Here is a 25592-nt window from a genome sequence, read left to right on the forward strand (position 1 = left end):
ATATCATATTTTGTTCATAAAAAAGCCTGCTCTAACTTTCCTGTATTGTTAGAGAAGGCTCATTTAAATATTATTTACGCTTCAAACGTTTACGGAAAACTTTGGATACAAATCTAGGTAATCTGCGCATTCTTGCCATACGTTTCCAATCTGTAATCAAGCGATAGAACCATTCAAGATTCGTTTTACGGAAGAATAGAGGTGCACGCTTTTTTGTACCGCTATAAATCTCAATGGATCCGCCGACACCCATCAGTAATGTATGTTGAAGGCGATGACGGTGTTGTTTAATCCATTGTTCTTGTTTAGGATAACCCATACCGACAAAAACATAATCTGGATTAAATTTACTTACTTTACGAACCACTTGTTCATCTTTTAAATCAATATAACCGTGATGTGCATCGAAAGTCACATGAGGATATCGATGTTGTAGCTCTTGTTTGGCTTTTGCGACTACAGCTTCAGATGCACCTAATAAGAAGACACGCTGATGATAACGCTCAGCAATTTCTAAACACGTTGCCATAAATTCGATACCTGGCACACGTTCTTTTAACGGGGTACCTAATATTCTGCCTGCTTGAATAATCCCTGATCCATCTGGAATGATATAATCTGCTTCACTGATTAAATTATAATAACTTCGATCATCTAATGCGTAATCTACAATTTCAGGATTTGCAGTCACAACAAACATGTTATCAGTTGTATCTGTTTCTCTAAAATGCATGACCGCTTCTTTCATCTCATCCATTGTGACGTTATCAAATTGAACAGACAAAATATCTACTTTATTCTGTTTATGCTTATGTTGAATACTCATCGCTTCAAACTCCTAACTTGCACCTCTGATTAATAAAAGTTCATTTCATCTTATTATACACGCCAGTTGAATTGATTGCATTCCTCACTATAAGTGGTAATCTGAATTTATTATGAGAATCAAAGAGGTTAGATACTATGACAAGTGAAAAAGACAAAATGTTGAGCGGTCAGCTCTATGACTCAAGAGATCCTGAGTTAGTAAAGGAACGTCATAAAGCACGCCACGCAACAAAAGCAATCAACAATGCCTTTTCTATTAAAGAACGTATGCATTTATTCCGCCAAAGTGTAGGGGCTTGCGGTGAAGAAGTCTTCATTGAGCCAGATATCCACTTTGACTATGGTTATAACATTACAATTGGAGACCATTTCTATGCGAACTTTAATGCGACGATGTTAGATATCGCAAAAATTACGATTGGCAATCACGTACTCTTAGGTCCTAACGTTCAGTTGATTACCGCAACTCACCCTTTAAATCCTAAAACACGTGCCGCTGGACTAGAGTTAGGCTACCCTATAACAATCGGTAATCATGTTTGGATTGGCGCAGGTGCGATTATTTTGCCAGGTATTACCATTGGCGATAATGTTGTTGTCGGCGCAGGCAGCGTCGTCACTAAAGATGTATCCACAAATCAAGTTGTCGCAGGTAATCCAGCACGTTACATCAAAGATGTGCCGAATGATTAAAATAGGTCCGAAGACGCAAGACGTAAATGCTAAAAATTCATACAATGAAGATAAATCATAAGTTGAGGTCATGTATCTCAACTTTTTCTAATTCAAGAAGAGGTTAAATTATGCAGTTGATTAAAGATATTCTGAGCACTTCTATGACGCTCCATTTATATTGGGTGGTATTAATCGCCATTGCTTATCTATTCGTGCATCGCAATCGTCATAAACCAAGTTTTGCGATTCTAGACATTATATTAAATTACATTCCGGTACTGACACATGAATTCGGTCATATTCTATTTAACAAAATCAGTGGCGGTCATACCGAGGATTTAGTGATTGTTACTTCTCCTAGAGAACGTATACAGACCTCGCGACAAGGCTTTGCGGTCACCAGAGCTAGAAGTAGAGTGACGATGATAATTACGACACTTGGCGGTTATGTGATGCCTCCGTTGATGTTGGCAGTCGGACTCTTTGCAGGTTATTATCATTATCCTTCACTCTTCGTATTCAGCTATCTAGCTATCTTTATTTATTTTGTGCTGATTACTTCAAGAAAAGGTATCCCTATTTTACTCACGCTCTTATTAGGTGTCATGATTTATGGTTTAGTTCAAAACGGTCAACCTGAATTCATTGTCATTATCTTATCATTGATTTACCACTTTATTTTAGGTGTGCTGTTCGGAGAGTTGCTACAATCGACTTGGACGATTATTACTTTGACTTTTACGAAACATGTTATCGACTGGGATGGTTTAGCTTTACGTCAATTAACCGGCATCCCTGTCGTAATTTTCAGTTTGTTATGGATTGCCTTTAACGTTTATATCGTGTACGCTATTATCACTATTCTACTTTTACAGAATTAAGGTGATAAAAATGGTAAAGCTTCGTCCAGCAACACAAGTCGATTTATCTTTATTTACAAAAGTTTATAATCAAGCCATCGCTGCACGTAACATCACAGCAGATATTGATGAAATGACAGAACAAGAAATGGCACACGTCTTTGATAAACACGATGCCATGCGTCCATTGTTTACAGTATACGATGAAGAAATGCGCCCAATTGGTTTTGCGAGTCTGAATTACTTTTACGGCAGACCTGCTTATGATGAAACTGCAGAAGTCAGTATCTATTTGGATCAACAGATTAGTGGGAAAGGTATTGGTACTAAAGTGATGCAACGTCTAGAACAAGAAGCCAAAGCGTTAGGGATTCGCTTCTTAACTGGCTATGTTTTCGCACAAAACATACCATGTAATAAATTATTTGAAAAACAAGGCTACGTTCTTTGGGGAGAAATGCCGCAAATCGCACACATCGATAATCAACGCTTAGACTTAAATATTTGGGGCAAACAAATTTAATAGAGATGAATAGATGAACAAAAGAAGCTTTGCGACACCGCAAAGCTTCTTTATTTTACTATTTTATATAAAACATCTTACCTTTTCGCAGTAAATTGATTTGAGGCAACTTCGTTAATAACAAGCGATATATCAATATAGCACCCATTACCCAAACGATACCTAAAGAGACACCGCCTATCACATCAGTTAAAAAGTGTGCGTGAAAGTACATTCTTGAAAATAAAATACTTGCCCATAACACTGAAAGCAAACCAGCAATTGTCACTTGAATTGCATGATGTTTCACTTTCGGTAAAAACACCGCAAATATAATGATCACAATCAGCGTACTAGATAATGAATGCCCGCTTGGAAAAGAAAAACCTGTGTCTGCTAACAAATGGTCATACGGACGATGACGATGAATGACATCCTTAAAAATAATACCTAAGATACCTCCTGAAGCCACTGTGCTTAACAACCATAAACTTAATACATAGTAACGCTTGAATAATAAAATAATCGCAATGACAATAGACATCACTACAAAGGTTAAAACATCTCCATATGTAGCCAGTGCATTCATATAATCATTAAGAAAGCCATGACCAAACTGCATTTTCGGTTCACCAAACGTTTGAATAAACCATCGTAATGTCGTTTGATCCATATATCGTAAAAAATCTAACTTTAAATAATTCCCAATCATTATAAACAAAAAGATCAGTAAGCTGACAACTAACACTATTTTTTCTGATTGATGTGCTGTATTCTCCTTCATCCTTATACCTCTTTTATCTTTTTTATTATTATATGACGATTTTTTGAATTATCCATAGGTACAAAGAATGATATACATCTCATTAATTAGAACGACAAAAAAGACGTAACCTAAATAGATTACGCCAATGATGAACCACTCTGATTCCTATTCTATTTATACGTCCGCTAATTCCCCAAAAATATGTGCTGCGTTTTCATAACTTAAAATAATTAATGGGTCATCCCCTTTTTGAATAGCAATAACTTCGTTAGTATCATCACGAGATATCACCGTCACCGCATCCCCGATTGAAATAAATTTACTAGAAAGATAAATTAATAATTTCGTACGGTCTCGTACACGACGAATCACGATTTGATCTCCTGCTTGGAATGTTTTTAAGGATTCATTGTAAATTTCTTCAAATTTACCATCTCTTGGGATGATACCACCATGTGGGCATGTCGTCGGATAATTCAACAATGAGTCTAAACGTTCGACAAACAAATCAGACACTCTATGTTCAAGCACTTCTGCTTCTTGGTGCACTTCTTCCCAGTTGTATTTCAATATCTCGATTAAGAAAAGTTCTAATAAGCGATGACGCTTAATAATTTCTAATGTATGGTTGAAACCTTCTTCGGATAATTTGACACCCTTATAAGGTTTGGTAGTTACATAGCCCGCTTTTTCTAAACGATTGACCATCTCACTCACGGATGGGGGTTTAATATTTAAGTATTGAGAAAGTTTTTTATTTGTAACGAATGAAGTTGCGCCGCCATTATTCAAAATCGCTTTGAGGTAATCTTCTTTTTCTTCCGTTAACATCTTGTCACCGTTCCTTCCATCCAGATTCACTTTATTGTATCACGAAAAGACTTGACACGCGAAAATTCATGTCTTATGATGAAATAAATTAGGTTACCCTAAAAGTTCTTTTAGGAGGTGTGATATTGTTAGAAATTGAGAATTTGGATTTGTATTTAGGCAATAAGCATGTCTTGCGAAACATCAACTTGTCTATTCCTGTTCACGGTGAAATTATCGGTATTATGGGTCCGAACGGTGCAGGAAAATCCTCATTAATCAAAGCGTTAATCGGAGAGTTTAAATCACAAGGTGTCCAATTGTTGAACAATCAACCAGTCGAATCACAACTTAAGAACATCACATACATACCGCAAAAAGCCTACTTAGATTTAGATTTTCCAATTGATGTTGAAAACGTCGTACTATCAGGCGCTTATAAAGAGATTGGGTGGTTTAAACGCCCTTCTGCACAAATTAAACAACGCTTAACTCAATTATTAGAAGAAATGGAATTAACACATTTACGTAAACGCCAAATTTCTCAATTAAGCGGTGGACAGCTGCAACGTGTATTAGTTGCACGCGCCTTGATGTCGACGAGCGAACTTTACTTATTAGACGAACCTTTTGTAGGAATTGATTTTACGAGTGAACAATTAATTATGCGTAAAATAGAAGGCTTAAAGGCCGAAGGCAAATTAATTTTAATCGTGCATCATGATCTATCAAAAGCAACTACTTATTTCGATCGTGTCATTCTGCTCAATCAAACTTTACGTTATTTCGGACCAAGCGAAGAAGCAATGATCACAGAACGATTAAACGAGACATTCATGAATCAACCACAGCGCCATTAAAGAATTAGAAAGAGAGTCAAATTTATGTACGAATTTATACAACAACTCACACAATATCAATTTTTAAACCGCGCTCTGATTATTTCCATTTGTGTCGGCATTGTGTGCGGAACAGTCGGCAGCCTGATTGTTTTAAGAGGGTTGTCACTCATGGGTGATGCGATGAGCCATGCTGTATTGCCAGGGGTTGCACTATCATTCCTCTTCAAAATTCCGATGTTTGTCGGAGCTTTAGTTACTGGAATGCTAGCCAGTCTATTCATCGGTTTTATTTCTGAACGAAGTAAAACTAAACAAGACGCAGCCATCGGCATCAGCTTCACAGCATTCTTAGCTACCGGAGTTATTATTATCAGCTTGATCAATAGTACGACGAACTTGTATCATATTCTATTCGGTAATTTGCTAGCGATTACCAATAGTGCATACTGGTCGACGATTGTGGTCAGCATAATAGTACTCTTGCTTATCATCATTTTTTACCGCCCATTAATGATTTCTACTTTCGATCCAACCTTTAGTAGAATGAGCGGTTTAAACACAACAGCCATCCACTACTTTGTGATGCTGCTCTTGTCACTTGTGACAGTTGCAAGCATTCAAACTGTGGGTATTATACTCGTTGTTGCACTGTTGATTACACCCGCTTCAGCAGCTTTTCTCATCACCAAGAAATTATGGTCTATGATGATTGTAGCCAGTCTGATCAGTGTAATCAGTTCAATAATCGGTATGTATTTCAGCTACATTTATAACATCCCTAGTGGTGCAACAATTGTCTTGTGTGCGTTTGCTATTTATGTCGGTACATTTATCTATTCTAAATTGACTCTCAAAATCAAAAAAGGAGTTACATCATGAAAAAATTAGTACCATTATTAGCTATCATGTTATTACTGTTAGCAGCATGCGGCGGAGGCAAAGATTCAAACTCAACAGCCTCTGATAATCATAAACTTAAAATCGTCACAACCAATTCAATACTATATGACATGGCCGACAACGTAGTCGGGGACCATGCGGATATACATAGCATAGTTCCTATCGGCCAAGATCCTCATGAATATGAGGTCAAACCTAAAGACATCAAAGCCTTAACAGACGCAGATATCATCCTTTATAACGGGTTGAATCTGGAGACAGGTAATGGTTGGTTTAAAAATGCTTTAGACCAAGCTGGCAAAACAACTAAAGATGATAGTGTCGTACGCGTTTCTAAAGATGTAAAACCAATTTACCTGAACGGTGCTGAAGGCGATGAGACAAAACAAGATCCTCACGCTTGGTTAAGTCTAGAGAACGGCATCAAATATGTAAAAACAATTCAGCAAGCTGCAATCAATCATGATAAAGCACACAAAGCAGACTACGAAAAACGAGGTGATGCTTATATCAACAAGCTTGAAAAGTTAAATAAAGACAGTCACGACAAGTTCGATGACATTCCTAAAGATCAACGCGCTATGATCACAAGTGAAGGCGCATTTAAATATTTCTCAAAACAATATAGCATCACTCCCGGCTATATTTGGGAAATTAACACTGAAAAACAAGGAACACCTGAACAAATGAAACAAGCAATTAAATTCGTTAAAGATCACAACTTGAAAAATCTATTAGTCGAAACAAGTGTCGATCATAAAAGCATGAAGAGCTTGAGTGAAGAAACAGGCGTTCCGATTTCAGGAGAAGTCTACACAGACTCTATTGGCAAAAAAGGCAGTAAAGGAGATTCCTACTACAAAATGATGGAATCTAACATTGAAACCGTTCATCAAAGCATGAAGTAAACAATTTATCCTTTCAATTAGCGGAAAAAGACCTCCTAGTATGTCCATTCCATTTCCGCTAATCCATAAATAATCTATCCTAAACATAAATAAGCTGTGGTCTTTCCTCCCACTGGACCACACACCACTTTAAGAAAATCGGTGCTTGCGATGACATCGATTTTCGAAGCGACAGTTCCCCTCAAGAGCTGTCGCTTTTTTTGTGTTTAATTCACTCAATCTTTCATCACAAGATCACATCTTTACCCTTTTAAATACAAACAACAAAAATTTAGTCATTTATTATATTTCTTTAAATATCTTCAATTGTTTATCTACAAAATATTTATAAATTTCCTTTACTTTTAGAAAAACTAAAGTTATGATTAATTTAGTTATTCATGGAGGGATACCCAAGTCTGGTTTAAGGGGGTTAATATTTATTTATTAATTAGGAGCACGTCAGTGCTTGCGTTGGTTCGAATCCTTCTCCCTCCGCTTAGTTTTAAACAATATTGATATCGGTTGATAAGTTAACAATTGCGGTTACTTAATCAATCGATTTTTTTGTGTATATCTAATCAATGTTAAAAAATTCTATATGAAAGTAGGTCTTTTTTTGAATTTTTCTAAGTTAAACATTCAAGAATTTGAAAATTTTGTTAATGAAAATGCATCACATTATACCCAATCATCCTCACACTTCAATTATCAAAATGAGCATCAAAATAATGTACATTTAGTCGGCGTAAAAAATGAAACAGGTGATGTATTAGCTGCTTGTTTACTGACTGAGGCACGTTGTTTAAAGTTCTTTAAATATTTCTATACACATCGCGGTCCAGTCATGAACTTTAAAGACCATGAGTTAGTCAGATTTTTTTATAAAAACTTAACGACCTATCTAAAAAAGCAAAACTGCTTATATATTTTAACTGACCCTTACCTGTTAGAAAATATTCGAAGTTGTGACGGAGAAATCCTTGAATCTTATGATAACGAAACTTTTATGAATGTGATGAATTTATTAGGTTACCGTCATCAAGGGTTTACTACAGGTTATTCTCAAACAAGTCAGATCAGATGGTTGTCTGTCTTAAACCTAGAAAACAAAGATGAAAAACAATTGTTAAAAGAAATGGATTATCAAACACGCCGTAATATTAAGAAAACCTATGAAATGCAGGTGAAAGTCCGTGATTTATCAATTGATGAAACAGATCGATTTTTTAAATTATTTAAAATGGCTGAAGAAAAACACGGCTTCAAATTCAGAGAACAAAGTTATTTTGAAAGAATGCAGAAAACATACGCTGATAACAGTATGTTAAAGCTGGCTTACATCGATTTAGAAGAATTATTAGAGGCACAAAATGCGAAAGTCGCTGAGTTAAATACAGATATTGAAAATGTTCAAGCGGCATTAAAAGAAAACCCTAATTCTAAGAAAAACAAAAATAAATATGCGCAATACCAAAAGCAATTAGCAGCACAAGAACGAAAAATTACTGAAACGAAAAAATTGATAGAAACAGATGGACCTGTATTAGACTTAGCTGCAGCTTACTATATCTATAACCCTCATGAAGTTTACTACCTATCCAGCGGTTCAAACCCTAAATACAATGCCTATATGGGTGCGTACAGACTCCAATGGGAAATGATTCAATTTGCGAAAAATAAAGGTATTGATCGCTATAATTTTTACGGTATTACAGGAGATTTCAGTGAAGATGCTGAAGATTTCGGTGTTCAAAAATTCAAAGAAGGCTTTAATGCCCATGTTGAAGAATATGTCGGCGACTTTATTAAACCGATTAAACCTTTCTTTTACAAGATTTATCAATTGTTAAATAGATAAAAGTTAACAATTATCAACTATCTAACAATTTATAATAGTTCTTTCTTTTATTTTACTATATGAAAAAGCACAGCCTGTTTGTTATGCAGGCTGTGCTCTATTTATAATTATGTTAAACGGTCCACTAAGACCATTTCATCATAGTTAATCGCTTCACGTAATTTTAAAGCTGTTTTTTCACTGATTTCTTCATCTTCGACCAATTCATTCAAAATATGTCGTTGTTCACGTAAAGCATTGAGCTTGATTCTAGCTACATTATTACGATGACCCGTTTTATTTGAGAAGATATTAGCCGCTGTCAGATTATCTGAACGCATTAAATAACTATCACAAATTGTGCCGATTTCTAATTTGTTATCAGCATTGGCTTCTTTTGTTAAACGTCTGACCACATTATAGTGGACAATGCGCATGATATTTGAGATTTCTTTTAAGTTCTGTTGCACATCTAATGAGGAAGATGCGTTTGTTTGTACACGCACACGACGTCTTAAAATAGCTACTTTAATGCGCATAATAATTCTGCGGATCAATGAAGCTTGACGATACACTTGTGTACGTTCGGCATAGCGCATATAGTTATCAAAATCACTTTGTGTAATTCTGCCTTCTTTCACGAGCTCGTTTAATGTTTCTGTCTCTGTATCAATCGCAATCCCTTGTAAGCGTTCAAGTTCTCTAGAGTTTTCATCATCATCGTCAATCACTTTCATAAAAGCAATACGATCATGATAAATTTTAATGACATTACCGTAATTGAATGAAGTTTCAGGCGTCGCATGTCTTCTTAAGTAGTCAATTGTCTGTTCAAGAATATAGATACGAGCTTCTCTGAAACTCATACCTTCCACTTCGACCTTCTTCATGACTGGCGTAATTAACGGTAATAAAACTTGAGCAATTACCAAACTTAATACCACCATACCTGCAGAAATAAAGAGTAAGTCATTACGATAAACAAATGATGTATGTTCTCCAAGCATATAAGGAAACGTCAAAGCAATGGCTAATGAAATCGTTCCATGTACTCCGCATAAAGTCATAATCATCGCGTATTTACTACGTTTAGGTTTCGTTTCTCCTTGTTCTTTATTCTCACCATCATTCATTGCGCGTTGGAATGGACTGACCGGTAAGTAGAAATACGGATATAAAACATACACCCATAAGAAACGAAATACATATACCGCTAAGGCAATCAAACCTGTAATTCCAAGTAAGAAGACTAGGTTCTGCGGCTCTGTTTTAATAATGTTTTTAACAGTTTCAGGTACAATATAGCCTAAAATTACGAATACAAAGCCATTTAATACATAACTCAATAAGTTCCATGTTTGTGTATAACTCAATTTCAACTGGTTACTGATTTGATTAATCCGATCACGCTCAAAACCATGAACTAGTCCTGAAATCACTGCCGCGATAATACCTGAAGCATGGAAGACTTCTGCCGCAAGATATGACACAAATGGTGTCAATAACTGAATGAATACAAACATATTATTGCTTTCTACACCTTTACGTGCCAATACAATGCGTAAACGAACTAAGATAATACCGACAAGCAGACCAATAACTAAACCGCCGATTGAAGTAATTAAGAACTGACCAATCGCATCCGTAATAGAAAATGCGCCTGTAATCAGTGCTGCGACAGCAATTTTGAATGAAATGATACCTGCCGCATCATTTAACAATGACTCCCCTTCTAAGATTGTCATAGAACCTTTTGGTAGAATTTTCCCTTTCGTAATTGCCGACACAGCTACCGCATCTGTCGGACATAAAACAGCAGCTAACGCAAAGCCGGCTGGCATGGGTAAGCTTGGCCATACCCAATGAATAAAGAACCCTACCCCTATGACAGTTGTAAATACTAAACCTAACGCCATCATCATTACTGGTTTTATGTAGCGCTTCAAACTCACACGCGATACATTAACACCTTCAATGAATAGTAAGGGTGCGATCAACGCAACCATAAAAACTTCTGTATCAAATCTAAAGTTTACCGGAATTGGTGTTAAAAAGATCAGCGCTCCTAAAATGATTTGGATAAACGCTAGTGGTACTTTAGGGAGAAATAATGAATGGATTAATGAACTTAAAATAATTGCTGCTATAAAGACCAAAAGACCTTCAATAATTTCCACAGCGTCACCTCTTTCTTTGTTGTATATACTTCATATATCTTTCTTCAATATCATTGAAGATTCCGACCATATATCAAGTGTCTATGTTTAATAATACTATAATCAATTGTGTGAAATCTATTCTAAAAACTTCATCATCTTATAGATATTGCGATGATTCATCTACCTTAGAGAAGAAGCTTTATATACCTGTTTAATTACCCCGTCACACACTCCTTCAAAAGTTTTTGAAATTAATTTTACAAAAGGGTGTGCTTTTTTTCTAGAAATTTCGATATATAGAGTGAGCAAGGAGGTGAACAGAAATGAAAACAATCAAAGATCTTGCAGTGACACTTATTCGTGTCGAAGACAAAAAAGAAGCAAAACCAGTTATCAAACGTCGTAGATTTGCCCGTTTAAACCCACAAAGCACTGAAGCACAATTAAACAGCTTCAAATCAGCTATTGAAAAATTAACAGGTGAAACATACGACAACATCGAAGTCACAACAGTAGAAACTTTATAAGAGGAGAATCAGATTATGACAAAATCACTAGAATTGATTTATATTAATGAAGCACACAAACCGGTCAAATTCCAAGTTCCAGATATTAAACAACAAGTATCTGAAGAATCTATCCGTAATGCGATGAGCACTTTGTTAGAAAGCAATGTATTAAATCCTCCATCAGGTAAAATCATTGCGATTAAAGGAGCACAAATCGTAGAAAAAGAAACACATGTTATCTTCTAATTAAATATAGCCGAGTTTGCTCAACATTTGAGTAAACTCGGCTATTTTTTGATTATTGCCTCGGTTGAATTACATCTCCGAAAAACACGCGTTTACTACCTAACTTTCTACATAAAGCATAATCATCATAAACATCCACGACTTGAGCTAAATTTTTATATGAATGCTTAGCGTTCAATACTTCTATAAATTGGTGCTGTTTAATACAAGCACTATGTCCTGCATCTATAAAAAATGTTTCCTCGTCTAACACCCGAATAATAGTCATTTTTGTCATGATGCGCCCCCCTTTTCCCACTTTTCATAAATCGCTTTATGTAAAACATCTCGTTTCAACAAATTATATATTGATATTTCAAAAAAATCTACAACTTTTACAATTTACAAATAAAAAGTGACACAATTTACCTATTACTTAACACAGAGCATAACGAGATTAAGTTGATATTCGTCGTTTTTCAGTGCATTTGTGTTATTTTTCTACTTTTTTTATATTTATTAAAAATATGCGACAAGATAATTAATTTAGGCGTTGCACCAACCATTATTTACATTGTATAATAACTAAGAAATTAAATAAGATGAGGTGAGCTTAATTTTGTTTAAACACCCCTGGTTGATTGCCTTAATACTCCTTCTCCTTTTAAGCGCAACTGCCGTCGGATTATATGCCGCATTCCGACATTACACACTTCAGGCAACTCAAAACGTTAAAACGTACACCGCAACCTATAACCGACCGATTCAATTTTCTGGTATTCAATCTGCTGAAACAACACAATCCTTTTACTATGATGCTCGTATGGGAAGCATCCATGACTGGTATAGTGCTGAAGGTAAAATGATAAAAAAAGATCAGCCATTGTTCGAATACTACAATAAAACACTTGAACAACAATTAACTGCAGTACGTAAGCATTTGAATACTTTAGATAGTCATCAGCATCGTCAAAACTTCCTAAATATGCATACCTATTTGGAACAAGAATATGATCGTATTCAGCTTGGACTCAGAACACAAGTCTTCAGTATGTCAGAAGGCATTGTCCATATTATTGATAAGCATCCAAGTAAGAAAAATCAATTATTTGCGCAAATTCACAGTTCAAAGCGTATAATTAAAGCTTATATTTCTGAGACTGAACTCAAACAAGTGAAACTTAACCAATCTGTTGAAATTAAAACAAAAACAACGGAACAGTTTAAAGGCAAAATTTTGAGTATTAGTCATTATCCTGATGTTACAAAAAGTGAAACAAATAAATCTTATTATGAAGTTCAAATTTCTACTAATGGTGTTATACCGGTAGGAACTCACTTTCAAATTACGATTCCTACGCACTTAATTGCCCTTCCAAAGGACGTACTATATGATAAAAACGCAATATTAATTAAAAGAAATGAACAAATGGTTAAAAGAATTATTAAATACCATGAAAAATCGGGTATGGTTATTATTAGTGAAGGTTTATTACCGGGAGAAAAAGTTATTGCTCAACCCAAAAACTTCACATTAAACTAGAGTTCTTATATAATTAACCCATATCAAAAGGCTAAATAGAAAAAATAGACATTATCTTAATTTATAATGTGTAATTCAAATGATGTTCAATAAATTTTCTGGGTTCATTGGGTAATTTTTTGAAAGTATCATTTGTTTGAAATAGCCATTGTTTTATAATGTTTTTTTGTTTACATTTCATTTTTATTTAGTTATAATTAAATAAATAATAGGGGCAGGAATATTTTGATGCAATAGCATCTAGTCCCAATTATGAAATTAATGTTAATATTAGTCTATTTGCCAATAATACTACGATAATGGGAATGTCAAGGGAGGAAATACAAATGGCAGTATCAAAAATTAAAAATTCATCTGATCTTTTAGCAATGGTGACATATGCTGACAAGATGAAAAGCATTATTAAAAAAGAGTTTACAATCAGCTTCGAAGAGTTTGCAGTGTTAACTTTCCTTAGTCAATCAGATGACGAGGAATATTTCTTAAAAGATATTATTAATCACTTAAACTACAAACAACCACAAGTTGTTAAAGCTGTTAAAAATTTATCACAAGAAGATTACTTCGATAAAAAACGTAACGAACAAGATGAAAGAACTGTTTTAATCTTAGTAAATTCTAAACAACGTGAAAAAATCAATGAATTATTAAATCGTATTAACGAGCGTATCTTAACTGCAAACAAAGAAATCAAAATCTGATCAGCTGACGATAGATTATAAAGGATAATACAAAAAGCGTGATGCTTAGAATGACATACATTCAAAGCACCACGCTTTTTGTTTACAACGAAAATACGTATTTTATTGTCATTTTGTATTTTATTTGGACAACTCTTATTATTTCCCTCGTGTAGATAACTTGATTGAATAAAAGATAATAACCGCCAAGATTAATACCCAAATGATAATCGTACCGATTTGCGCTATATTAGGGTCTAAAATAACTGCGTCAATCGTTTTTTGTGCTAACAATAAACCTACACCTGTAAATTCAAAACGCTTATAATACAGGCCTAAACCAGCCATAATTAAGCCGAAAAAGAACACAAAAATATGCGCATATTTCGTTACGACTATAACACCAAGATCAATATTCAAACCATGCAGTGCCACTAAAATAGCCGCCACAATCACAATGCCTATCCCTATCATCACTTCAGCTTTATTGCTATATAAATAATTCTTTCGCACAATCCTGAAATATACAAAAACAGTAATTGGAAAAATGATCAAACAATAGATAAGTGATAATCCTGTCGCAGCCTGAAATGGCACGAACTGTTTATCGTACAGGTAAGAGATTAATAAGAAATTGATAATGAAAAAGAGAATCGGATTCAGCTGTAAACCAAATAAGTTCCTTTGAATGGTTAAAATAATCTCTGCCGGTGCCTTTTTACGATATTCGATATAATCGACGTCATGCGCTTCAGATTTCGGTAAATCTTGACGAATTTTCTCTTTAATATCGTCAATCATGTTTGGCGCAATCCCTTTATAGTTGAAGTAATCACTGATATTTTCTAATAAAATTTTGTCATTCGGTCGCATGATGTGACTCCTTTAAATTTACTATCCTTACTAATTTATCATGGCACAATTGCTTAGTTCAATCAATATAAAGAAGACAGGAGTGTACAACACCCCTGCCTTTATTTCATGTATACTTATTTACCAATATCAATGCGATAAAGTTTTAAGTTTTTATCTTTTGGTGATTGGCTTGTAAATTGATAAGAAGTATCTTTATCTTTAATGTAACCGAAGTTTCCTGTAACTTCATTATAGTTATATCTCCAAGTGACCGTATTGCCTAACTGTTTACGTACAGTATTAAAGCTTGGGCCATCTGCTTTGTTGTATTTCATTGTAACGTGTGTTACCTTGCCGTGGTCTTTTTGACCATCAGCAGTCACAATCAATAAGCCTTTGTCAGAGTTAAACTCATAATAATGTTTTGTTTTATCAGGTTTATAAGAGTACCCTGTGAGTTTTTGTGATTTCAAAACATCTTGGATGTTTTGACCTAGCTTAACGCCTTCTAGAGAAGTATCTCCGTGGTGGATTTGTTGAACGGTTTGAATCGTATTTCCAGACGCTGCATCTGCTTGAGAGATGCCTAGTCCAGTTACCACTGTTGCAGAAACAATAGCCGCTGAAAGTAATTTTTTCATAAGCAATAACTCCTTTGCTCTCTTTTTGTAAATTTCTTGTAACTTTTTCTGCGCTTATTACACTATACCCCTAATTACCCTTGATGTAATCAGTCTCTAGATGTAATCTTTTGTAATATTGTATAATATATTGGAGTTTAATTGCTAATATTAATGATTAAAAACTTTACTGTTGCGTAGTTACGCGTTTCTGCTCATCTTCTAATACTTCATTCACATTGATAAATGCTGTTACAGTTTCTAAGAAAGCTTTCTTTTCTTCACCCATCGGATACAATCCTGAATGTTCAAACGTTTCAACTTGTGCTTGAGCGATTCCTTTTGTATAAGTATCTAACTCTTGTGGTGTTAAACGTTCATCATATTTTCCGACGATAATTAATGCCGGTGCTTTAATTTGATGTAAGTCTAAATCAATTTCAGTTTGTTCAAATGATTTTGTTACCGCTTCTTTTTCAAGTCTTGTCATTAATGTCAGTGTATCAGAAAAGTGTTTCAACATTTTCCCTGCTTTTTTCGGTGAACCATACGTATGTTTATCTAAGAATTTTTGTTGTTTGTTTTCTTCTAACGTCCTGATTTGATCTGCGTACTTTCTGTATAAACGCGCTTCTGGCAATTCTGCTTGTAATGTTGCTGGGTTGATTAAAATAATACCATCACTATACTCAGCGTATTTAGACGCAAAATCTGCCGCAATCGTCGCACCCAGTTCTTGACCGATAAAGAATGCATGTTTGATATATAAGTAATCTAACAAGTCTTTAATATCTTCTATATAATCTGCAAAATCAATATTTAAAGGTTTATCTGAATAACCATGTCCACGTAAATCTACGCTGACGACTTGGTAATCATATGATAATTGCGTCGCAATATCATCGAAAATCGAATAGTTCTCAAAAGCGGAATGAATCAACACAACAGGTTGTCCGCTTCCCTTTGTTATATAATTTAACGTCGTATTATCCTTCGTCGTAAATAGTTCCATCTGCTTTTTCACTCTCCTTAGAATGTGGGGCGATTTTTGGTAATATCTCTAGCAATTCTTCCAAAGTTGCAATTTCAAAGTCCATCTCTTCAGGTTCTGGTGCCAATTCTACTTCATCATCTTCATGATTGAACCATACACTGACCATACCCATTGCACGGGCCGGTGCAACATCATTTAAGGCATCATCACCGACGTACATCACTTCTTCAGGCTTAACATCTAATTGATCCATGATATCTTCAAAGATTTTAGGATGCGGCTTTCTAAACCCTACCATTTCAGAAGTAGATAAAAAATGAATATAGGATAAGATACCTAAGTTTTCTAAACGGTATTGTTTAATTTTAGATTTACCATTCGCAATCACACCTGTCAAATAACCTCTTTGGATTAAACGCTCTAGTGTATATTGTGTATCATGGTAAGGGAACACGTAACGATAAAAATGTGTTTCAAAATCGCGGAACAAATCTTTCCATGTTAAACGATCGACATGAAATCGTTTGATAATCGCTTTATACAGTTCAGGCTTATCATGATCTTCGTCATCGTCTAATTCAATAAACTGTTTTTTAAAATCACGCGCTTGAACATGAACTAAATAATCATGAAATCGTTCATATTGTTCTTCAATAAACTTCTCTCTTGATTTATTACGATCCAACAGCGTGCCTTCTAAATCGAATACGACTGCCTTAATCCCCTCTAAATTCATAAGCTTCTCTCCTATAAATGCCTATTTGGCATCTGTGATTATTTCTTTATTCATCAGATTATTCATACGAGTGTTTCTGGGTTGCGATTAAATACCCGAGTACAGGTATTCCTAATAAAGCAAGAATGATACTTGCTGGAATTTCAATCGGATTCCATAATTGTGCACCTAACGTGTCCGCAAAGACCATCACTGTACCGCCGACAACGCCGTTCAGCAACATTTGTACACCTAATGTAGTCTGCGTCGTTCTTCTAATCAGCTGTGGCACAATCATACCGATGAAACCAATAATGCCGGTATACGAGACAATAATAGCTGTCATGATAGATGATAAAGTTAACACCATAAACATCATTTGTCTGACATTCAAACTTAAAGAACGTGCTTTCAACGTTCCGACTTGCAGTAACTTTACCTTCGGCAGCAGTAAGCCTAGTAGCACGATACATAACATCATAATGGGTGCAATCACGTATACTTCATGCAATTCTGCATTAGAAAAACCGCCGAACATATACATCACAATACTTTTCATTCTGCGTTCATCAAGTAGAATCAATAGATATAAAAACGCATTGAATAATGCACCTATCATGATACCTGATAATATCAACGCGCGCATCATATAACCTTTTGAAATTGCGGCAGTCACCCCTAAAACAATAGCTAAAGTTAACATACTTGCAACAATTGAAGCGAACGGAATCCATAAACTGCTTAAACCGATAAATACAGCTAAACCGCTACCTAAAACAGAACCGCTCGCTAAGCCTAAAGTCAGGCTATCTGCAAGCGGATTATTCAAAACGGTTTGAAACATCTGGCCGGCTATCGATAAACCGATACCAGCCAACAATGCCTCGAACACTCTCGGTAAGCGCACTTCAAACAAAATACTATGATTTAAGGGGTCCGACCAGCTGCCTAAATTCCAAAACAAGCTGATTGCGATACTCACGATTAACGCGAGACACCATCCTATAATAATAGTGGTTTGTTTCATATTATTTTTCATCGCGGTAAATCGCATCTCTTAATGCTTTAAGGCCTTGGTCGATACGAGGGCCTGGTCTTGAAATCGTATCACCATCTACCGCTTCAATTCGGCCTTTCTTCACAGCTTCTAAATTCTCAAAGCCGCCACGTTTACGAATAATTTTCAAGTAATCCGAACGTGTGATACCTTCTGTCGTAATTAAAACATTTGGGTCTTGTTTAATAATACTTTCCTTGCTGACTTTCTTCCAGCCTTCCAGATCTGCGAAACTATTTTTCGCATGCAGTTCTTCAATCATATAGTTGAAGAATGTATTTTTTCCGGCTGTATAAATCTCTGGTTCATGTGAGACTTCTAAAAAGACAGTCGGTGCTTTTTCATGCTTCGGCACATCTTTCAACACAGCGTCAACACGATGTTTTGTATCATAAACTAATGTGTCAGCTTGTGATTCACGACCTGTGATTTTACCGATTTGTTTGAACGTACCATAAATTTCGTCAAAGTTATGTGCTTCAGGTATGTAGACGACTTTAATGCCTTTTTTCTCTAAATCGCCTAATACTTTATCACCCATACCTTTTTGTGATTCATGCGCCAAAATCAAATCTGGCTTTGCTTTTAATAACTGCTCTTTATTGAGTTTCATCGCATCAAACTTCTGTTTATGTTTAACACTCTTCGGATAGTCATCCACTGTAGACACTCCTATAACTTCTTTACCTAAACCGAGTTGATAGAGTATTTCAGTGTTACTTGGCATCAACGAGATAATACGATGATATTTTTGCGTTTGTTTTGTCTTTTCTTCTGATTGGTTTTTGTTGTCTGCTTTCTCTTTATTACTCGGTGCTGAACACCCAGCCGCAACTAAGATAATTAAGATTAAAAACACCCATAATTTCTGTTTCATCAATTTCTCCTCATACTTGTATTGTAAATCTCATTTTAGCATATTTACGCGGGCTGAAAAGATGAATCTTACAAAAATTTTACAAGTTTAAAAATAAAAAAAGAAGCACCCGTCAAGAATGCTTCTTTATATAATCTTACATCGTATGAGGAGCAGTTACACCTACTAATGCCAAGGCATTGCGTAATGTAATTTGTACTGCCGCAATCATAGAAACGTAAGCTTGTGTTTTAGCTTCATCGTCTGTTAAGACTTTATCAGCGTTGTAGAATTTATGGAAAGCTGCTGCTAATTCTTGAATATAGTTGGTTACACGATGTGGTGCACGTTGTTCTGCAGCACTTTCAATCATCGGTTCAAATTCTGCAACTTTCTTCAATAAATCAATCGCTTTATCATTTTTAATAACACTGAAATCTGCATTTTCAGATGGCACTACGCCACGTTCACCCGCTTGTTTTAAGATAGATGAAATACGCGCATGTGCATATTGTGCATAATAAACAGGGTTTTCAGCTGAGTTTTCTTTCGCAAGTTCCATATCAAAATCAAAGTGCGTATCTGGACTACGCATTGTTAAGAAGTAACGTGCCGCGTCAATACCGACTTCATCCATGATTTCACGTAATGTAATCGCGTTACCCGTACGTTTACTCATTTTAACTTCTTCGCCATCTTGCATTAAACGCACCATCTGCATGATTTGAATTTCAAGACGTTCTGCATCAATACCGTATGTTTCAACAGATGCTTTCAGACGGTTAATATAACCATGATGGTCTGCGCCGAATAAGTTGATCAAGATATCTTGGCCGCCGTCACGGTGGAATTTGTCATAGTGATATGCCACATCTGGTAAGAAGTAAGTGTATGTGCCATCTTTTTTGATTAATACGCGGTCTTTATCATCATTAAAGTCCGTTGTACGTAACCAAGTCGCACCATCCGCTTCATACGTATGACCATTTTCTTTCATTAACTCTAAGACACGTTTGATTTCGCCTGAATCATATAACGTTGTTTCACTGAACCAATCATCAAAGTGTGTATTGAAATCAGCTAAGTCTTTTTTAAGTTTTTCCATTTCATAATCGACGCCTAATTGTCTGAACACTTTTAAGCGCTCATCATCAGGGAGTTCTTGTAGATCAGGGCGTTTTTCCGCTAAATCTTTACCGATATTCACGATATCTTTACCATGGTAGCCATCTTCAGGTAATTCTGCTTCTTTACCTAAAGCTTGATAGTAACGTGCTTCGATAGAACGTGCTAAATTCGTAATTTGGTTACCGGCATCGTTGATGTAATATTCACGTGTAACATCATAACCAGCCGCATCTAAGATATTACATAACGTATCACCGACTGCCGCATTACGCGCATGTCCGATATGCAAATCACCTGTTGGGTTCGCAGAAACATACTCCACTAAGATTTTTTGGTTCTTTTTCTTTTCAGAGCGACCAAAATCTGTATCTTTTTCTAAAGCTTCAGGGATAATCGCAGTTAAGTATTGGTTATTTAAATAGAAGTTGATAAAACCAGGTCCTGCAATTTCGATGTTCTCAACATTCGCTTTAGATTTATCTAAATGGTCCACGATAGCTTGCGCAATTTCACGTGGATTACGTTTTGCGATTTTTGTTAGCACCATCGCAATGTTTGTAGAGTAATCCCCATTTTTTGGGTCTTTCGGAATTTCCACTTTGACTTCAGGAACTTCTTCTGCAAGTCCAGCGGCTTTAACACTTGCTGTTATTTCTTCAATTAATGTTTGTTTGACTTGATCAATAATATTCACTTACTTCAGCTCCTTATAGGTAATTTGGTAAAGGTATGTGCCCATCTTCTCTTCGTTTTGGAAGAGTTCATAACGAATTTTAAGTTTTGATTGGTCTGGTTGTACGTAATGATGAATGCTTAAAGTACGAATAGTTAAAGGAATTTTGCCTGTCGGTATCTCGTATAAAGATACGGTGTCTTTTCCTTCAACAAAATGCAGGTTCTGTTTAATATTCCCGCTGCGCATTAATCTAACTTCATCTTCTTGAATTTTCAATGTAATATGCACCGTCAAGTCTTCAACTTGTTCATCATAGCGGATAAATTCAGCATTCCGCTTCTCTTGCCAAGTGCCATCTGTTTCAAATTCAAATTCATCAAACTCATCATCGCGTTCAATCGTCTGTAATGTTTGGATACGAATGTTTTGATTCAAAGACGCGCTCACCCTATTCTGAATTATTCATTAATATACCAAATTATAACATAAAGATACAGCACACACAGTGACTAAATTCACACTGTATGTGCTGTACATCATAAAATCAATTAAATTTTTCTACTTATTAAGATTCATCCTTCAAATAATCTAATACAACCGTACCGACAGCTTCAGCCGCTGTCATCATTGAAGATTCACTGATATTAAATTTAGGATGATGATGCGGATAAACTTCACCTTCTTCAGGTGCTGCTCCTGCATAAATGAATACACTTGGTACTTCTTTCGCATAGTACGCAAAGTCTTCTGAAGGTGGCCATGGATCACAACGTTCTACTTTTTGAATCGCAGAACGCTCTGCGTTATTCAAGGTCTCAGCTACGTACTCTGTAAAGTCTGGGTCATTGTATACTGCTGGATAATCATCTAGATACTCATAGTCGCAAGGCACACCGAACGTTGTTTCTAAACCATCGACGACACGTTGTAACTCTTGTGCGATTTTATCTTTCGTTTCATCATGCAGGCCACGCACGTCACCTTCGATTTCCACTTTATCTTTAATAATATTAAACTGACCTTTCGCATCGAAAGAACCGATTGAAACGACACCCGTTTCAAATGGGCTGATACGTCTTGAGACTACACTTTGTACCGTTGTCACAAAGTTCGCACCCGCTACAATCGCATCATTTGCGTCATGTGGAGAAGAACCGTGTCCGCCTTTACCGTGAATGACTAATTTAAAGTAACCACGTGCAGTTTGTACGTTGCCTTCACGATAATAAATCGTACCACGTTCACCATTACTCATAACGTGTACACCTAAGACATGGTCTACACCCTCTAGCACACCATCTTTAATCATACCGATGGCACCACCTGGCGGCATTTCTTCAGCTGGTTGGTGAATCACGACCACTTTCCCAGAAAATTGTTCTTTCATTTCAATCAACGTTTCAGCCAAAATCAACATATACGCCGTATGTGCATCATGCCCGCACGCATGCATCACGCCTGGATTCTCTGACGCAAATGGCAGTCCTGTTGCCTCTTCAATCGGTAAAGCATCAAAGTCAGCACGAATCGCAATCGTTTTCCCTGGTTTACCGCTATCTATAGTGACTTTCACCCCATTGTCACCGACGTTTGTTTCTACTAAACAATCCTTATCTTTATAGAAATCCGCAATATACTTTGGCGTTTCTACTTCTTTAAATGATAACTCCGGATGTGCATGTAAATACCGTCTGATTTCGACCATACGTTCTTCTTTCTCTTGTAAACGTTTGATTAATTCTGAACTCATATGCCCTCTCCCCTTTTATTATTTAACTATTGTGATTATTCAAAATATAATACTTACACTCTAACATACTTATCCTTTTTAAGTATAAAAATAACTTAGTATTAAGAAAGAAAAACAGAAACCACATGACGTGATTTCTGCCTTTAATGATTGCTTTTATTTATCGTGTAGTGCTTCTTTTAATTCATCACTTGAGTTATCCCACATGTCTTTATCATGATTTTTTAAGAAATCACGGATAATCTCAATATTTTCATCACCGATATGATCAATGACAATTTTATGTTTCATAGATTTATCCATCATGTTGACATGTTCAGGCATACTCTTATAACCTCTGCGGATTTTCTTGTTCACTAATAAATAACAAGCAGTCAATCCAGCATAGTAAGCACCTTGTTCACCACGTTCAGTTGTCACCCAGCATAACCAATAAGCTTTTGCTTCAGGGCCTTCAACAGTTTCTTTATTTGTAATCCATTTAACACCCTTTTCAACATCTGCACGTGCATGCATCGCACCAATATCAATAAATGCTTCTTTCTCTTGTAAATCTATAAATACAGGTGCAACGTTATCCAAACTGATTGCCCCGATATTCGTTCCTTTATGGCCATCTAACGGGTCATTTTTAATAATATTGAATTGAAAACCCTTATTCTCTGCCACAAGCCACACCTCCATTTTTAATTACCTTTATCTATTTTACCGTATCATCTGATACTTTTCGAACACAATCGTTTGACTATCAATTCAATTCGTTCAAAATACTGAGAATACGTTCACGAACTTTGTCATCTTCAATGTGATGCACCAGTTCTTTAGGATAATATAATTTATAATCTTGGCGATTAATGCCTGTAATACTTTGAATAATCATAGATTGACTGCTGATTTCTCTAATATTGCCATTACGTTGCAGTAGATGAATCGGTTGGCGATTAGACCCCGGGCGGTCATAATCATAAGGCAAATCAGAGAAAGATTCACTGACGAAGTAATAATCTGGATTAATACCGCCTGCTTCAAACAGCTCTCTTAATTCATTCATCGTAATAATCGAGCCGTCAAACGGCAGATGTTTAAATAAATCACGGTTAATAAAACGGCGTGCTAAGTCGCTTAAAATCGCATCATCTTCTTTAACCCAAGCTTTCAAATAATAAAGTACGACCGCTTCATCCAACTCTACATACTGTTCAATCGTCATCGTTCCTTCAAAGAACGGAATAAAGTCTTTAGGGAACAATTTAAATTGATAACCTGATTGATATAATTCCTTCGCACGTTTTAAACAATTGTTTAAAATCACTTCTCCAGCTCGACTTACCGGATGGAAATAAATCTGCCAATACATTTGGTAACGGCTCATAATAAAGTTCTCTACTGCATGCATCCCGCTTTCTTTAATCAACACTTCATCTTTAGTTGGACGCATTAATCTTAAAATACGTTCCATATCAAACATCCCATAAGAGACTCCTGTAAAATAAGCATCGCGTTGTAAATAATCCATACGGTCTGCGTCAATTTGTGATGAAATCATAGAAATCACCAGCTTATTCGGATGTGTTTTATTGATGACATCAGCAACAGCTTTCGGAAAATCCGGTGATACTTTACTTAATACCGCATTAACTTCTGTATCCCCTGTAATAATCGCTTGTGTAAATGCCTCGTGATCGGTATTGAAGATTTTCTCAAAACTATGAGAAAACGGACCATGGCCTAAATCATGAAGGAGTGCTGCACATAATGCCAACAGACGATCATCATTATTCCATGCTTCACGTCCCGCAAATGATTCATCGATGATGCGACGTACAATTTCATAGACGCCTAATGAATGGCCGAAGCGGCTATGTTCTGCTGTATGGAAAGATAAATACAACGTACCGAGTTGTTTGATACGACGCAAGCGTTGGAACTCTTTTGTTTTCACCAAATCCCAAATCACTTGGTCTTTGACATGAATATAGCGATGAATCGGATCTTTGAATACTTTCTCTTCATATAATTTTTGAGTACCGTAATCTGTCTCAGCCATGAGTATCCCTCCATCGTGTTAGCATTATTTTCATTAAAATGCTTTATTCATCAAGGCAAGGTCCATTACTTCACCGTATACTTCACGGTTATACGCACGCACCATTTCAAATCCTTGTTGACGGTAATATTCAACACCCTCTTCGTTTTGGTTATCCACTTCAAGATACACTGCATCATATTGTCCTTTAAAGTGTTCTAACCCTTTCTCAAGCAACGCTGTACCATAACCTTTACGTTGTGCTTTAGGGTGAATATAATGTGCAGATAAGAAAAGTTCGCTGCCGTTAATAAAGTTCGCAAACCCGACAATTTCGCCTTCTTCTTCTGCCACTAAAAATAATTGTTCTTTTAATCGTTTAAGTAAATGCTGCTCGTTATAAGCTGCTGTAAGCAATTCATTCACTGTTGTCGCAGCATAAATATTTAAATACGTGTCATACCATGCTTTTGTTGCCACATCTCTGATGCCGACAACATCTGCTGGTGTTGCTTCTCTCACTGTACGCATCGTTAATCACGTCTCCTTACATAGTTCAACTTTCAAAATGAATAAATTAATTATATCATATAGTTTCTCAAATTGTGGTAAAACGCACTCTCATTTTACCTTGTACTTATCATCTTTACCCTGTTTTTTCATTGTCTTTAACTTTTACATTTAAAACCCTTTTTTCATACTCTAATTTTTATTATACTTAAAACCTCTTTGCTCGATATTTACGTATTAAGCAAAATTCATGAAGGTGCTCTAACCCATATCGTGTATTAATTCCGCCCTATTTACACTAAAATTGAACAAAAAGTAAAGTTTTTGTAAAAAAGATGAATAACTCATATATAAGCGGGGTATATGAATTTTGCAAGAA

At 35.8% G+C, this 25592-nt stretch carries 28 protein-coding genes and 1 pseudogene; 12 read left to right on the forward strand and 17 right to left on the reverse strand.

All coding sequences use genetic code 11. The features are described from left to right. Nucleotides 1-70 precede the first annotated feature (70 nt). Nucleotides 71-826, reverse strand: a complete 756-nt coding sequence (gene tarA, locus HMPREF3031_RS01480; RefSeq protein WP_002481415.1) for an N-acetylglucosaminyldiphosphoundecaprenol N-acetyl-beta-D-mannosaminyltransferase TarA — start codon at nt 824-826, stop codon at nt 71-73. A 137-nt stretch (nt 827-963) separates the two neighbouring features. Between tarA and HMPREF3031_RS01485 the strand changes: the two genes are divergently transcribed. The 3 genes from HMPREF3031_RS01485 to HMPREF3031_RS01495 all read left to right on the forward strand — a co-directional run bounded on the left by HMPREF3031_RS01485 (nt 964) and on the right by HMPREF3031_RS01495 (nt 2886). After that, on the forward strand, nt 964-1521 hold the full coding sequence (locus HMPREF3031_RS01485) for a sugar O-acetyltransferase (RefSeq protein ID WP_070724560.1): 558 nt from the start codon (nt 964-966) through the stop codon (nt 1519-1521). Between the two features lie 110 nt (nt 1522-1631). Then, entirely contained in the window at nt 1632-2384 is a 753-nt protein-coding gene (locus HMPREF3031_RS01490) for a M50 family metallopeptidase (protein WP_002481413.1), read from the forward strand. Between the two features lie 10 nt (nt 2385-2394). After that, on the forward strand, nt 2395-2886 hold the full coding sequence (locus HMPREF3031_RS01495) for a GNAT family N-acetyltransferase (protein WP_002481412.1): 492 nt from the start codon (nt 2395-2397) through the stop codon (nt 2884-2886). Between the two features lie 58 nt (nt 2887-2944). Here the strand turns inward: HMPREF3031_RS01495 and HMPREF3031_RS01500 are convergent, their stop codons facing one another. Both HMPREF3031_RS01500 and HMPREF3031_RS01505 read right to left on the reverse strand, forming a co-directional pair. Continuing rightward, nucleotides 2945-3649: a phosphatase PAP2 family protein gene (locus HMPREF3031_RS01500; RefSeq protein ID WP_002481411.1), complete on the reverse strand. Its 705-nt coding sequence runs from the start codon at nt 3647-3649 to the stop codon at nt 2945-2947. A 156-nt stretch (nt 3650-3805) separates the two neighbouring features. Continuing rightward, the gene (locus HMPREF3031_RS01505) at nt 3806-4462 is read right to left on the reverse strand and encodes a metal-dependent transcriptional regulator (RefSeq protein ID WP_002481410.1); all 657 of its coding nucleotides are present in this window, start codon (nt 4460-4462) and stop codon (nt 3806-3808) included. A 125-nt stretch (nt 4463-4587) separates the two neighbouring features. On the opposite strand from HMPREF3031_RS01505, the gene HMPREF3031_RS01510 reads away from it, so the two are divergent. The 5 genes and pseudogenes from HMPREF3031_RS01510 (at nt 4588) to lif (ending at nt 8931) form a co-directional block, all read left to right on the forward strand. After that, nucleotides 4588-5301, forward strand: coding sequence for a metal ABC transporter ATP-binding protein (locus tag HMPREF3031_RS01510; protein ID WP_002481409.1), 714 nt, complete (start codon nt 4588-4590; stop codon nt 5299-5301). Nucleotides 5302-5325: 24 nt separating this feature from the next. Beyond that, nucleotides 5326-6162 (forward strand): metal ABC transporter permease, encoded by an 837-nt coding sequence (locus HMPREF3031_RS01515; RefSeq protein WP_002481408.1) that lies wholly within the window; start codon nt 5326-5328, stop codon nt 6160-6162. After that, nucleotides 6159-7091, forward strand: a complete 933-nt coding sequence (gene mntC / locus HMPREF3031_RS01520; RefSeq protein ID WP_002481407.1) for a manganese ABC transporter substrate-binding lipoprotein MntC — start codon at nt 6159-6161, stop codon at nt 7089-7091. The genes HMPREF3031_RS01515 and mntC overlap by 4 nt, the downstream gene beginning before the upstream one ends. Nucleotides 7092-7473: 382 nt before the next feature. Beyond that, nucleotides 7474-7568: pseudogene (locus HMPREF3031_RS13395) on the forward strand. Nucleotides 7569-7689: 121 nt separating this feature from the next. After that, the gene (gene lif / locus HMPREF3031_RS01525) at nt 7690-8931 is read left to right on the forward strand and encodes a lysostaphin resistance FemAB family serine transferase Lif (RefSeq protein WP_002481406.1); all 1242 of its coding nucleotides are present in this window, start codon (nt 7690-7692) and stop codon (nt 8929-8931) included. 107 nt (nt 8932-9038) lie between these two features. On the opposite strand, the gene HMPREF3031_RS01530 is transcribed toward lif, so the two are convergent. Next, the gene (locus HMPREF3031_RS01530; protein ID WP_002481405.1) at nt 9039-11087 is read right to left on the reverse strand and encodes a cation:proton antiporter; all 2049 of its coding nucleotides are present in this window, start codon (nt 11085-11087) and stop codon (nt 9039-9041) included. Between the two features lie 305 nt (nt 11088-11392). Between HMPREF3031_RS01530 and HMPREF3031_RS01535 the strand changes: the two genes are divergently transcribed. Then, complete coding sequence (locus tag HMPREF3031_RS01535; RefSeq protein WP_002481404.1) at nt 11393-11596, forward strand: DUF1659 domain-containing protein; 204 nt, start codon at nt 11393-11395, stop codon at nt 11594-11596. Nucleotides 11597-11611: 15 nt separating this feature from the next. Further along, entirely contained in the window at nt 11612-11824 is a 213-nt protein-coding gene (locus HMPREF3031_RS01540; protein WP_002481403.1) for a DUF2922 domain-containing protein, read from the forward strand. Nucleotides 11825-11876: 52 nt separating this feature from the next. Here HMPREF3031_RS01540 and HMPREF3031_RS01545 read toward each other — a convergent pair whose 3' ends face one another. Continuing rightward, nucleotides 11877-12101 carry a hypothetical protein gene (locus tag HMPREF3031_RS01545; RefSeq protein ID WP_002481402.1) on the reverse strand — a complete coding sequence of 75 codons (225 nt, stop codon included), beginning with the start codon at nt 12099-12101 and terminating at the stop codon, nt 11877-11879. Nucleotides 12102-12422: 321 nt separating this feature from the next. Between HMPREF3031_RS01545 and HMPREF3031_RS01550 the strand changes: the two genes are divergently transcribed. Both HMPREF3031_RS01550 and sarA read left to right on the forward strand, forming a co-directional pair. After that, on the forward strand, nt 12423-13346 hold the full coding sequence (locus tag HMPREF3031_RS01550; protein ID WP_070684305.1) for an efflux RND transporter periplasmic adaptor subunit: 924 nt from the start codon (nt 12423-12425) through the stop codon (nt 13344-13346). Between the two features lie 326 nt (nt 13347-13672). Continuing rightward, complete coding sequence (gene sarA / locus HMPREF3031_RS01555; RefSeq protein WP_002481400.1) at nt 13673-14047, forward strand: global transcriptional regulator SarA; 375 nt, start codon at nt 13673-13675, stop codon at nt 14045-14047. Nucleotides 14048-14185: 138 nt separating this feature from the next. Here sarA and HMPREF3031_RS01560 read toward each other — a convergent pair whose 3' ends face one another. The 12 genes from HMPREF3031_RS01560 to HMPREF3031_RS01615 all read right to left on the reverse strand — a co-directional run bounded on the left by HMPREF3031_RS01560 (nt 14186) and on the right by HMPREF3031_RS01615 (nt 25234). Beyond that, a complete protein-coding gene (locus HMPREF3031_RS01560) occupies nt 14186-14899 on the reverse strand; it encodes a hypothetical protein (protein WP_002481399.1) in 714 nt (237 codons plus the stop codon). 116 nt (nt 14900-15015) lie between these two features. Further along, on the reverse strand, nt 15016-15522 hold the full coding sequence (locus tag HMPREF3031_RS01565) for an SA0570 family protein (protein ID WP_002481398.1): 507 nt from the start codon (nt 15520-15522) through the stop codon (nt 15016-15018). A 166-nt stretch (nt 15523-15688) separates the two neighbouring features. Further along, nucleotides 15689-16513: an alpha/beta fold hydrolase gene (locus HMPREF3031_RS01570; protein ID WP_002481397.1), complete on the reverse strand. Its 825-nt coding sequence runs from the start codon at nt 16511-16513 to the stop codon at nt 15689-15691. Continuing rightward, nucleotides 16488-17231 carry an HAD family hydrolase gene (locus HMPREF3031_RS01575; protein ID WP_002481396.1) on the reverse strand — a complete coding sequence of 248 codons (744 nt, stop codon included), beginning with the start codon at nt 17229-17231 and terminating at the stop codon, nt 16488-16490. Before HMPREF3031_RS01575 ends, HMPREF3031_RS01570 begins: the two co-directional genes overlap by 26 nt. A gap of 58 nt (nt 17232-17289) precedes the next feature. Next, complete coding sequence (locus HMPREF3031_RS01580; RefSeq protein ID WP_037556572.1) at nt 17290-18237, reverse strand: FecCD family ABC transporter permease; 948 nt, start codon at nt 18235-18237, stop codon at nt 17290-17292. Nucleotide 18238: 1 nt separating this feature from the next. Next, the gene (locus HMPREF3031_RS01585; RefSeq protein ID WP_002481394.1) at nt 18239-19144 is read right to left on the reverse strand and encodes an ABC transporter substrate-binding protein; all 906 of its coding nucleotides are present in this window, start codon (nt 19142-19144) and stop codon (nt 18239-18241) included. Nucleotides 19145-19280: 136 nt separating this feature from the next. Further along, nucleotides 19281-20945 carry an arginine--tRNA ligase gene (gene argS / locus HMPREF3031_RS01590; protein ID WP_002481393.1) on the reverse strand — a complete coding sequence of 555 codons (1665 nt, stop codon included), beginning with the start codon at nt 20943-20945 and terminating at the stop codon, nt 19281-19283. Further along, nucleotides 20946-21362 carry a YwiB family protein gene (locus HMPREF3031_RS01595; protein ID WP_002481392.1) on the reverse strand — a complete coding sequence of 139 codons (417 nt, stop codon included), beginning with the start codon at nt 21360-21362 and terminating at the stop codon, nt 20946-20948. It abuts the gene before it with no gap. A 130-nt stretch (nt 21363-21492) separates the two neighbouring features. Further along, a complete protein-coding gene (locus HMPREF3031_RS01600) occupies nt 21493-22677 on the reverse strand; it encodes an amidohydrolase (RefSeq protein WP_002481391.1) in 1185 nt (394 codons plus the stop codon). Nucleotides 22678-22833: 156 nt separating this feature from the next. Further along, nucleotides 22834-23361: a YwhD family protein gene (locus HMPREF3031_RS01605; RefSeq protein WP_142351304.1), complete on the reverse strand. Its 528-nt coding sequence runs from the start codon at nt 23359-23361 to the stop codon at nt 22834-22836. A gap of 64 nt (nt 23362-23425) precedes the next feature. After that, nucleotides 23426-24724, reverse strand: a complete 1299-nt coding sequence (locus tag HMPREF3031_RS01610; RefSeq protein WP_002481389.1) for an HD domain-containing protein — start codon at nt 24722-24724, stop codon at nt 23426-23428. Between the two features lie 33 nt (nt 24725-24757). Then, on the reverse strand, nt 24758-25234 hold the full coding sequence (locus HMPREF3031_RS01615) for a GNAT family N-acetyltransferase (protein ID WP_002481388.1): 477 nt from the start codon (nt 25232-25234) through the stop codon (nt 24758-24760). Nucleotides 25235-25592 lie beyond the last annotated feature (358 nt).

The organism is Staphylococcus sp. HMSC072B07, from assembly GCF_001815505.1.
Taxonomy (GTDB): Bacteria; Bacillota; Bacilli; order Staphylococcales; family Staphylococcaceae; genus Staphylococcus; species Staphylococcus simulans.

What these genes read in the sequence shown, in the direction of transcription:
- tarA (WP_002481415.1), bottom strand. Translation starts at nt 826, where the DNA reads ATGAGTATTCAACATAAGCATAAACAGAATAAAGTAGATATTTTGTCT.
- HMPREF3031_RS01485 (WP_070724560.1), top strand. Translation starts at nt 964, where the DNA reads ATGACAAGTGAAAAAGACAAAATGTTGAGCGGTCAGCTCTATGACTCA.
- HMPREF3031_RS01490 (WP_002481413.1), top strand. Translation starts at nt 1,632, where the DNA reads ATGCAGTTGATTAAAGATATTCTGAGCACTTCTATGACGCTCCATTTA.
- HMPREF3031_RS01495 (WP_002481412.1), top strand. Translation starts at nt 2,395, where the DNA reads ATGGTAAAGCTTCGTCCAGCAACACAAGTCGATTTATCTTTATTTACA.
- HMPREF3031_RS01500 (WP_002481411.1), bottom strand. Translation starts at nt 3,649, where the DNA reads ATGAAGGAGAATACAGCACATCAATCAGAAAAAATAGTGTTAGTTGTC.
- HMPREF3031_RS01505 (WP_002481410.1), bottom strand. Translation starts at nt 4,462, where the DNA reads ATGTTAACGGAAGAAAAAGAAGATTACCTCAAAGCGATTTTGAATAAT.
- HMPREF3031_RS01515 (WP_002481408.1), top strand. Translation starts at nt 5,326, where the DNA reads ATGTACGAATTTATACAACAACTCACACAATATCAATTTTTAAACCGC.
- mntC (WP_002481407.1), top strand. Translation starts at nt 6,159, where the DNA reads ATGAAAAAATTAGTACCATTATTAGCTATCATGTTATTACTGTTAGCA.
- HMPREF3031_RS01535 (WP_002481404.1), top strand. Translation starts at nt 11,393, where the DNA reads ATGAAAACAATCAAAGATCTTGCAGTGACACTTATTCGTGTCGAAGAC.
- HMPREF3031_RS01540 (WP_002481403.1), top strand. Translation starts at nt 11,612, where the DNA reads ATGACAAAATCACTAGAATTGATTTATATTAATGAAGCACACAAACCG.
- HMPREF3031_RS01545 (WP_002481402.1), bottom strand. Translation starts at nt 12,101, where the DNA reads ATGACAAAAATGACTATTATTCGGGTGTTAGACGAGGAAACATTTTTT.
- sarA (WP_002481400.1), top strand. Translation starts at nt 13,673, where the DNA reads ATGGCAGTATCAAAAATTAAAAATTCATCTGATCTTTTAGCAATGGTG.
- HMPREF3031_RS01560 (WP_002481399.1), bottom strand. Translation starts at nt 14,899, where the DNA reads ATGCGACCGAATGACAAAATTTTATTAGAAAATATCAGTGATTACTTC.
- HMPREF3031_RS01565 (WP_002481398.1), bottom strand. Translation starts at nt 15,522, where the DNA reads ATGAAAAAATTACTTTCAGCGGCTATTGTTTCTGCAACAGTGGTAACT.
- HMPREF3031_RS01570 (WP_002481397.1), bottom strand. Translation starts at nt 16,513, where the DNA reads ATGGAACTATTTACGACGAAGGATAATACGACGTTAAATTATATAACA.
- HMPREF3031_RS01575 (WP_002481396.1), bottom strand. Translation starts at nt 17,231, where the DNA reads ATGAATTTAGAGGGGATTAAGGCAGTCGTATTCGATTTAGAAGGCACG.
- HMPREF3031_RS01580 (WP_037556572.1), bottom strand. Translation starts at nt 18,237, where the DNA reads ATGAAACAAACCACTATTATTATAGGATGGTGTCTCGCGTTAATCGTG.
- HMPREF3031_RS01585 (WP_002481394.1), bottom strand. Translation starts at nt 19,144, where the DNA reads ATGAAACAGAAATTATGGGTGTTTTTAATCTTAATTATCTTAGTTGCG.
- HMPREF3031_RS01600 (WP_002481391.1), bottom strand. Translation starts at nt 22,677, where the DNA reads ATGAGTTCAGAATTAATCAAACGTTTACAAGAGAAAGAAGAACGTATG.
- HMPREF3031_RS01605 (WP_142351304.1), bottom strand. Translation starts at nt 23,361, where the DNA reads ATGGAGGTGTGGCTTGTGGCAGAGAATAAGGGTTTTCAATTCAATATT.
- HMPREF3031_RS01610 (WP_002481389.1), bottom strand. Translation starts at nt 24,724, where the DNA reads ATGGCTGAGACAGATTACGGTACTCAAAAATTATATGAAGAGAAAGTA.
- HMPREF3031_RS01615 (WP_002481388.1), bottom strand. Translation starts at nt 25,234, where the DNA reads ATGCGTACAGTGAGAGAAGCAACACCAGCAGATGTTGTCGGCATCAGA.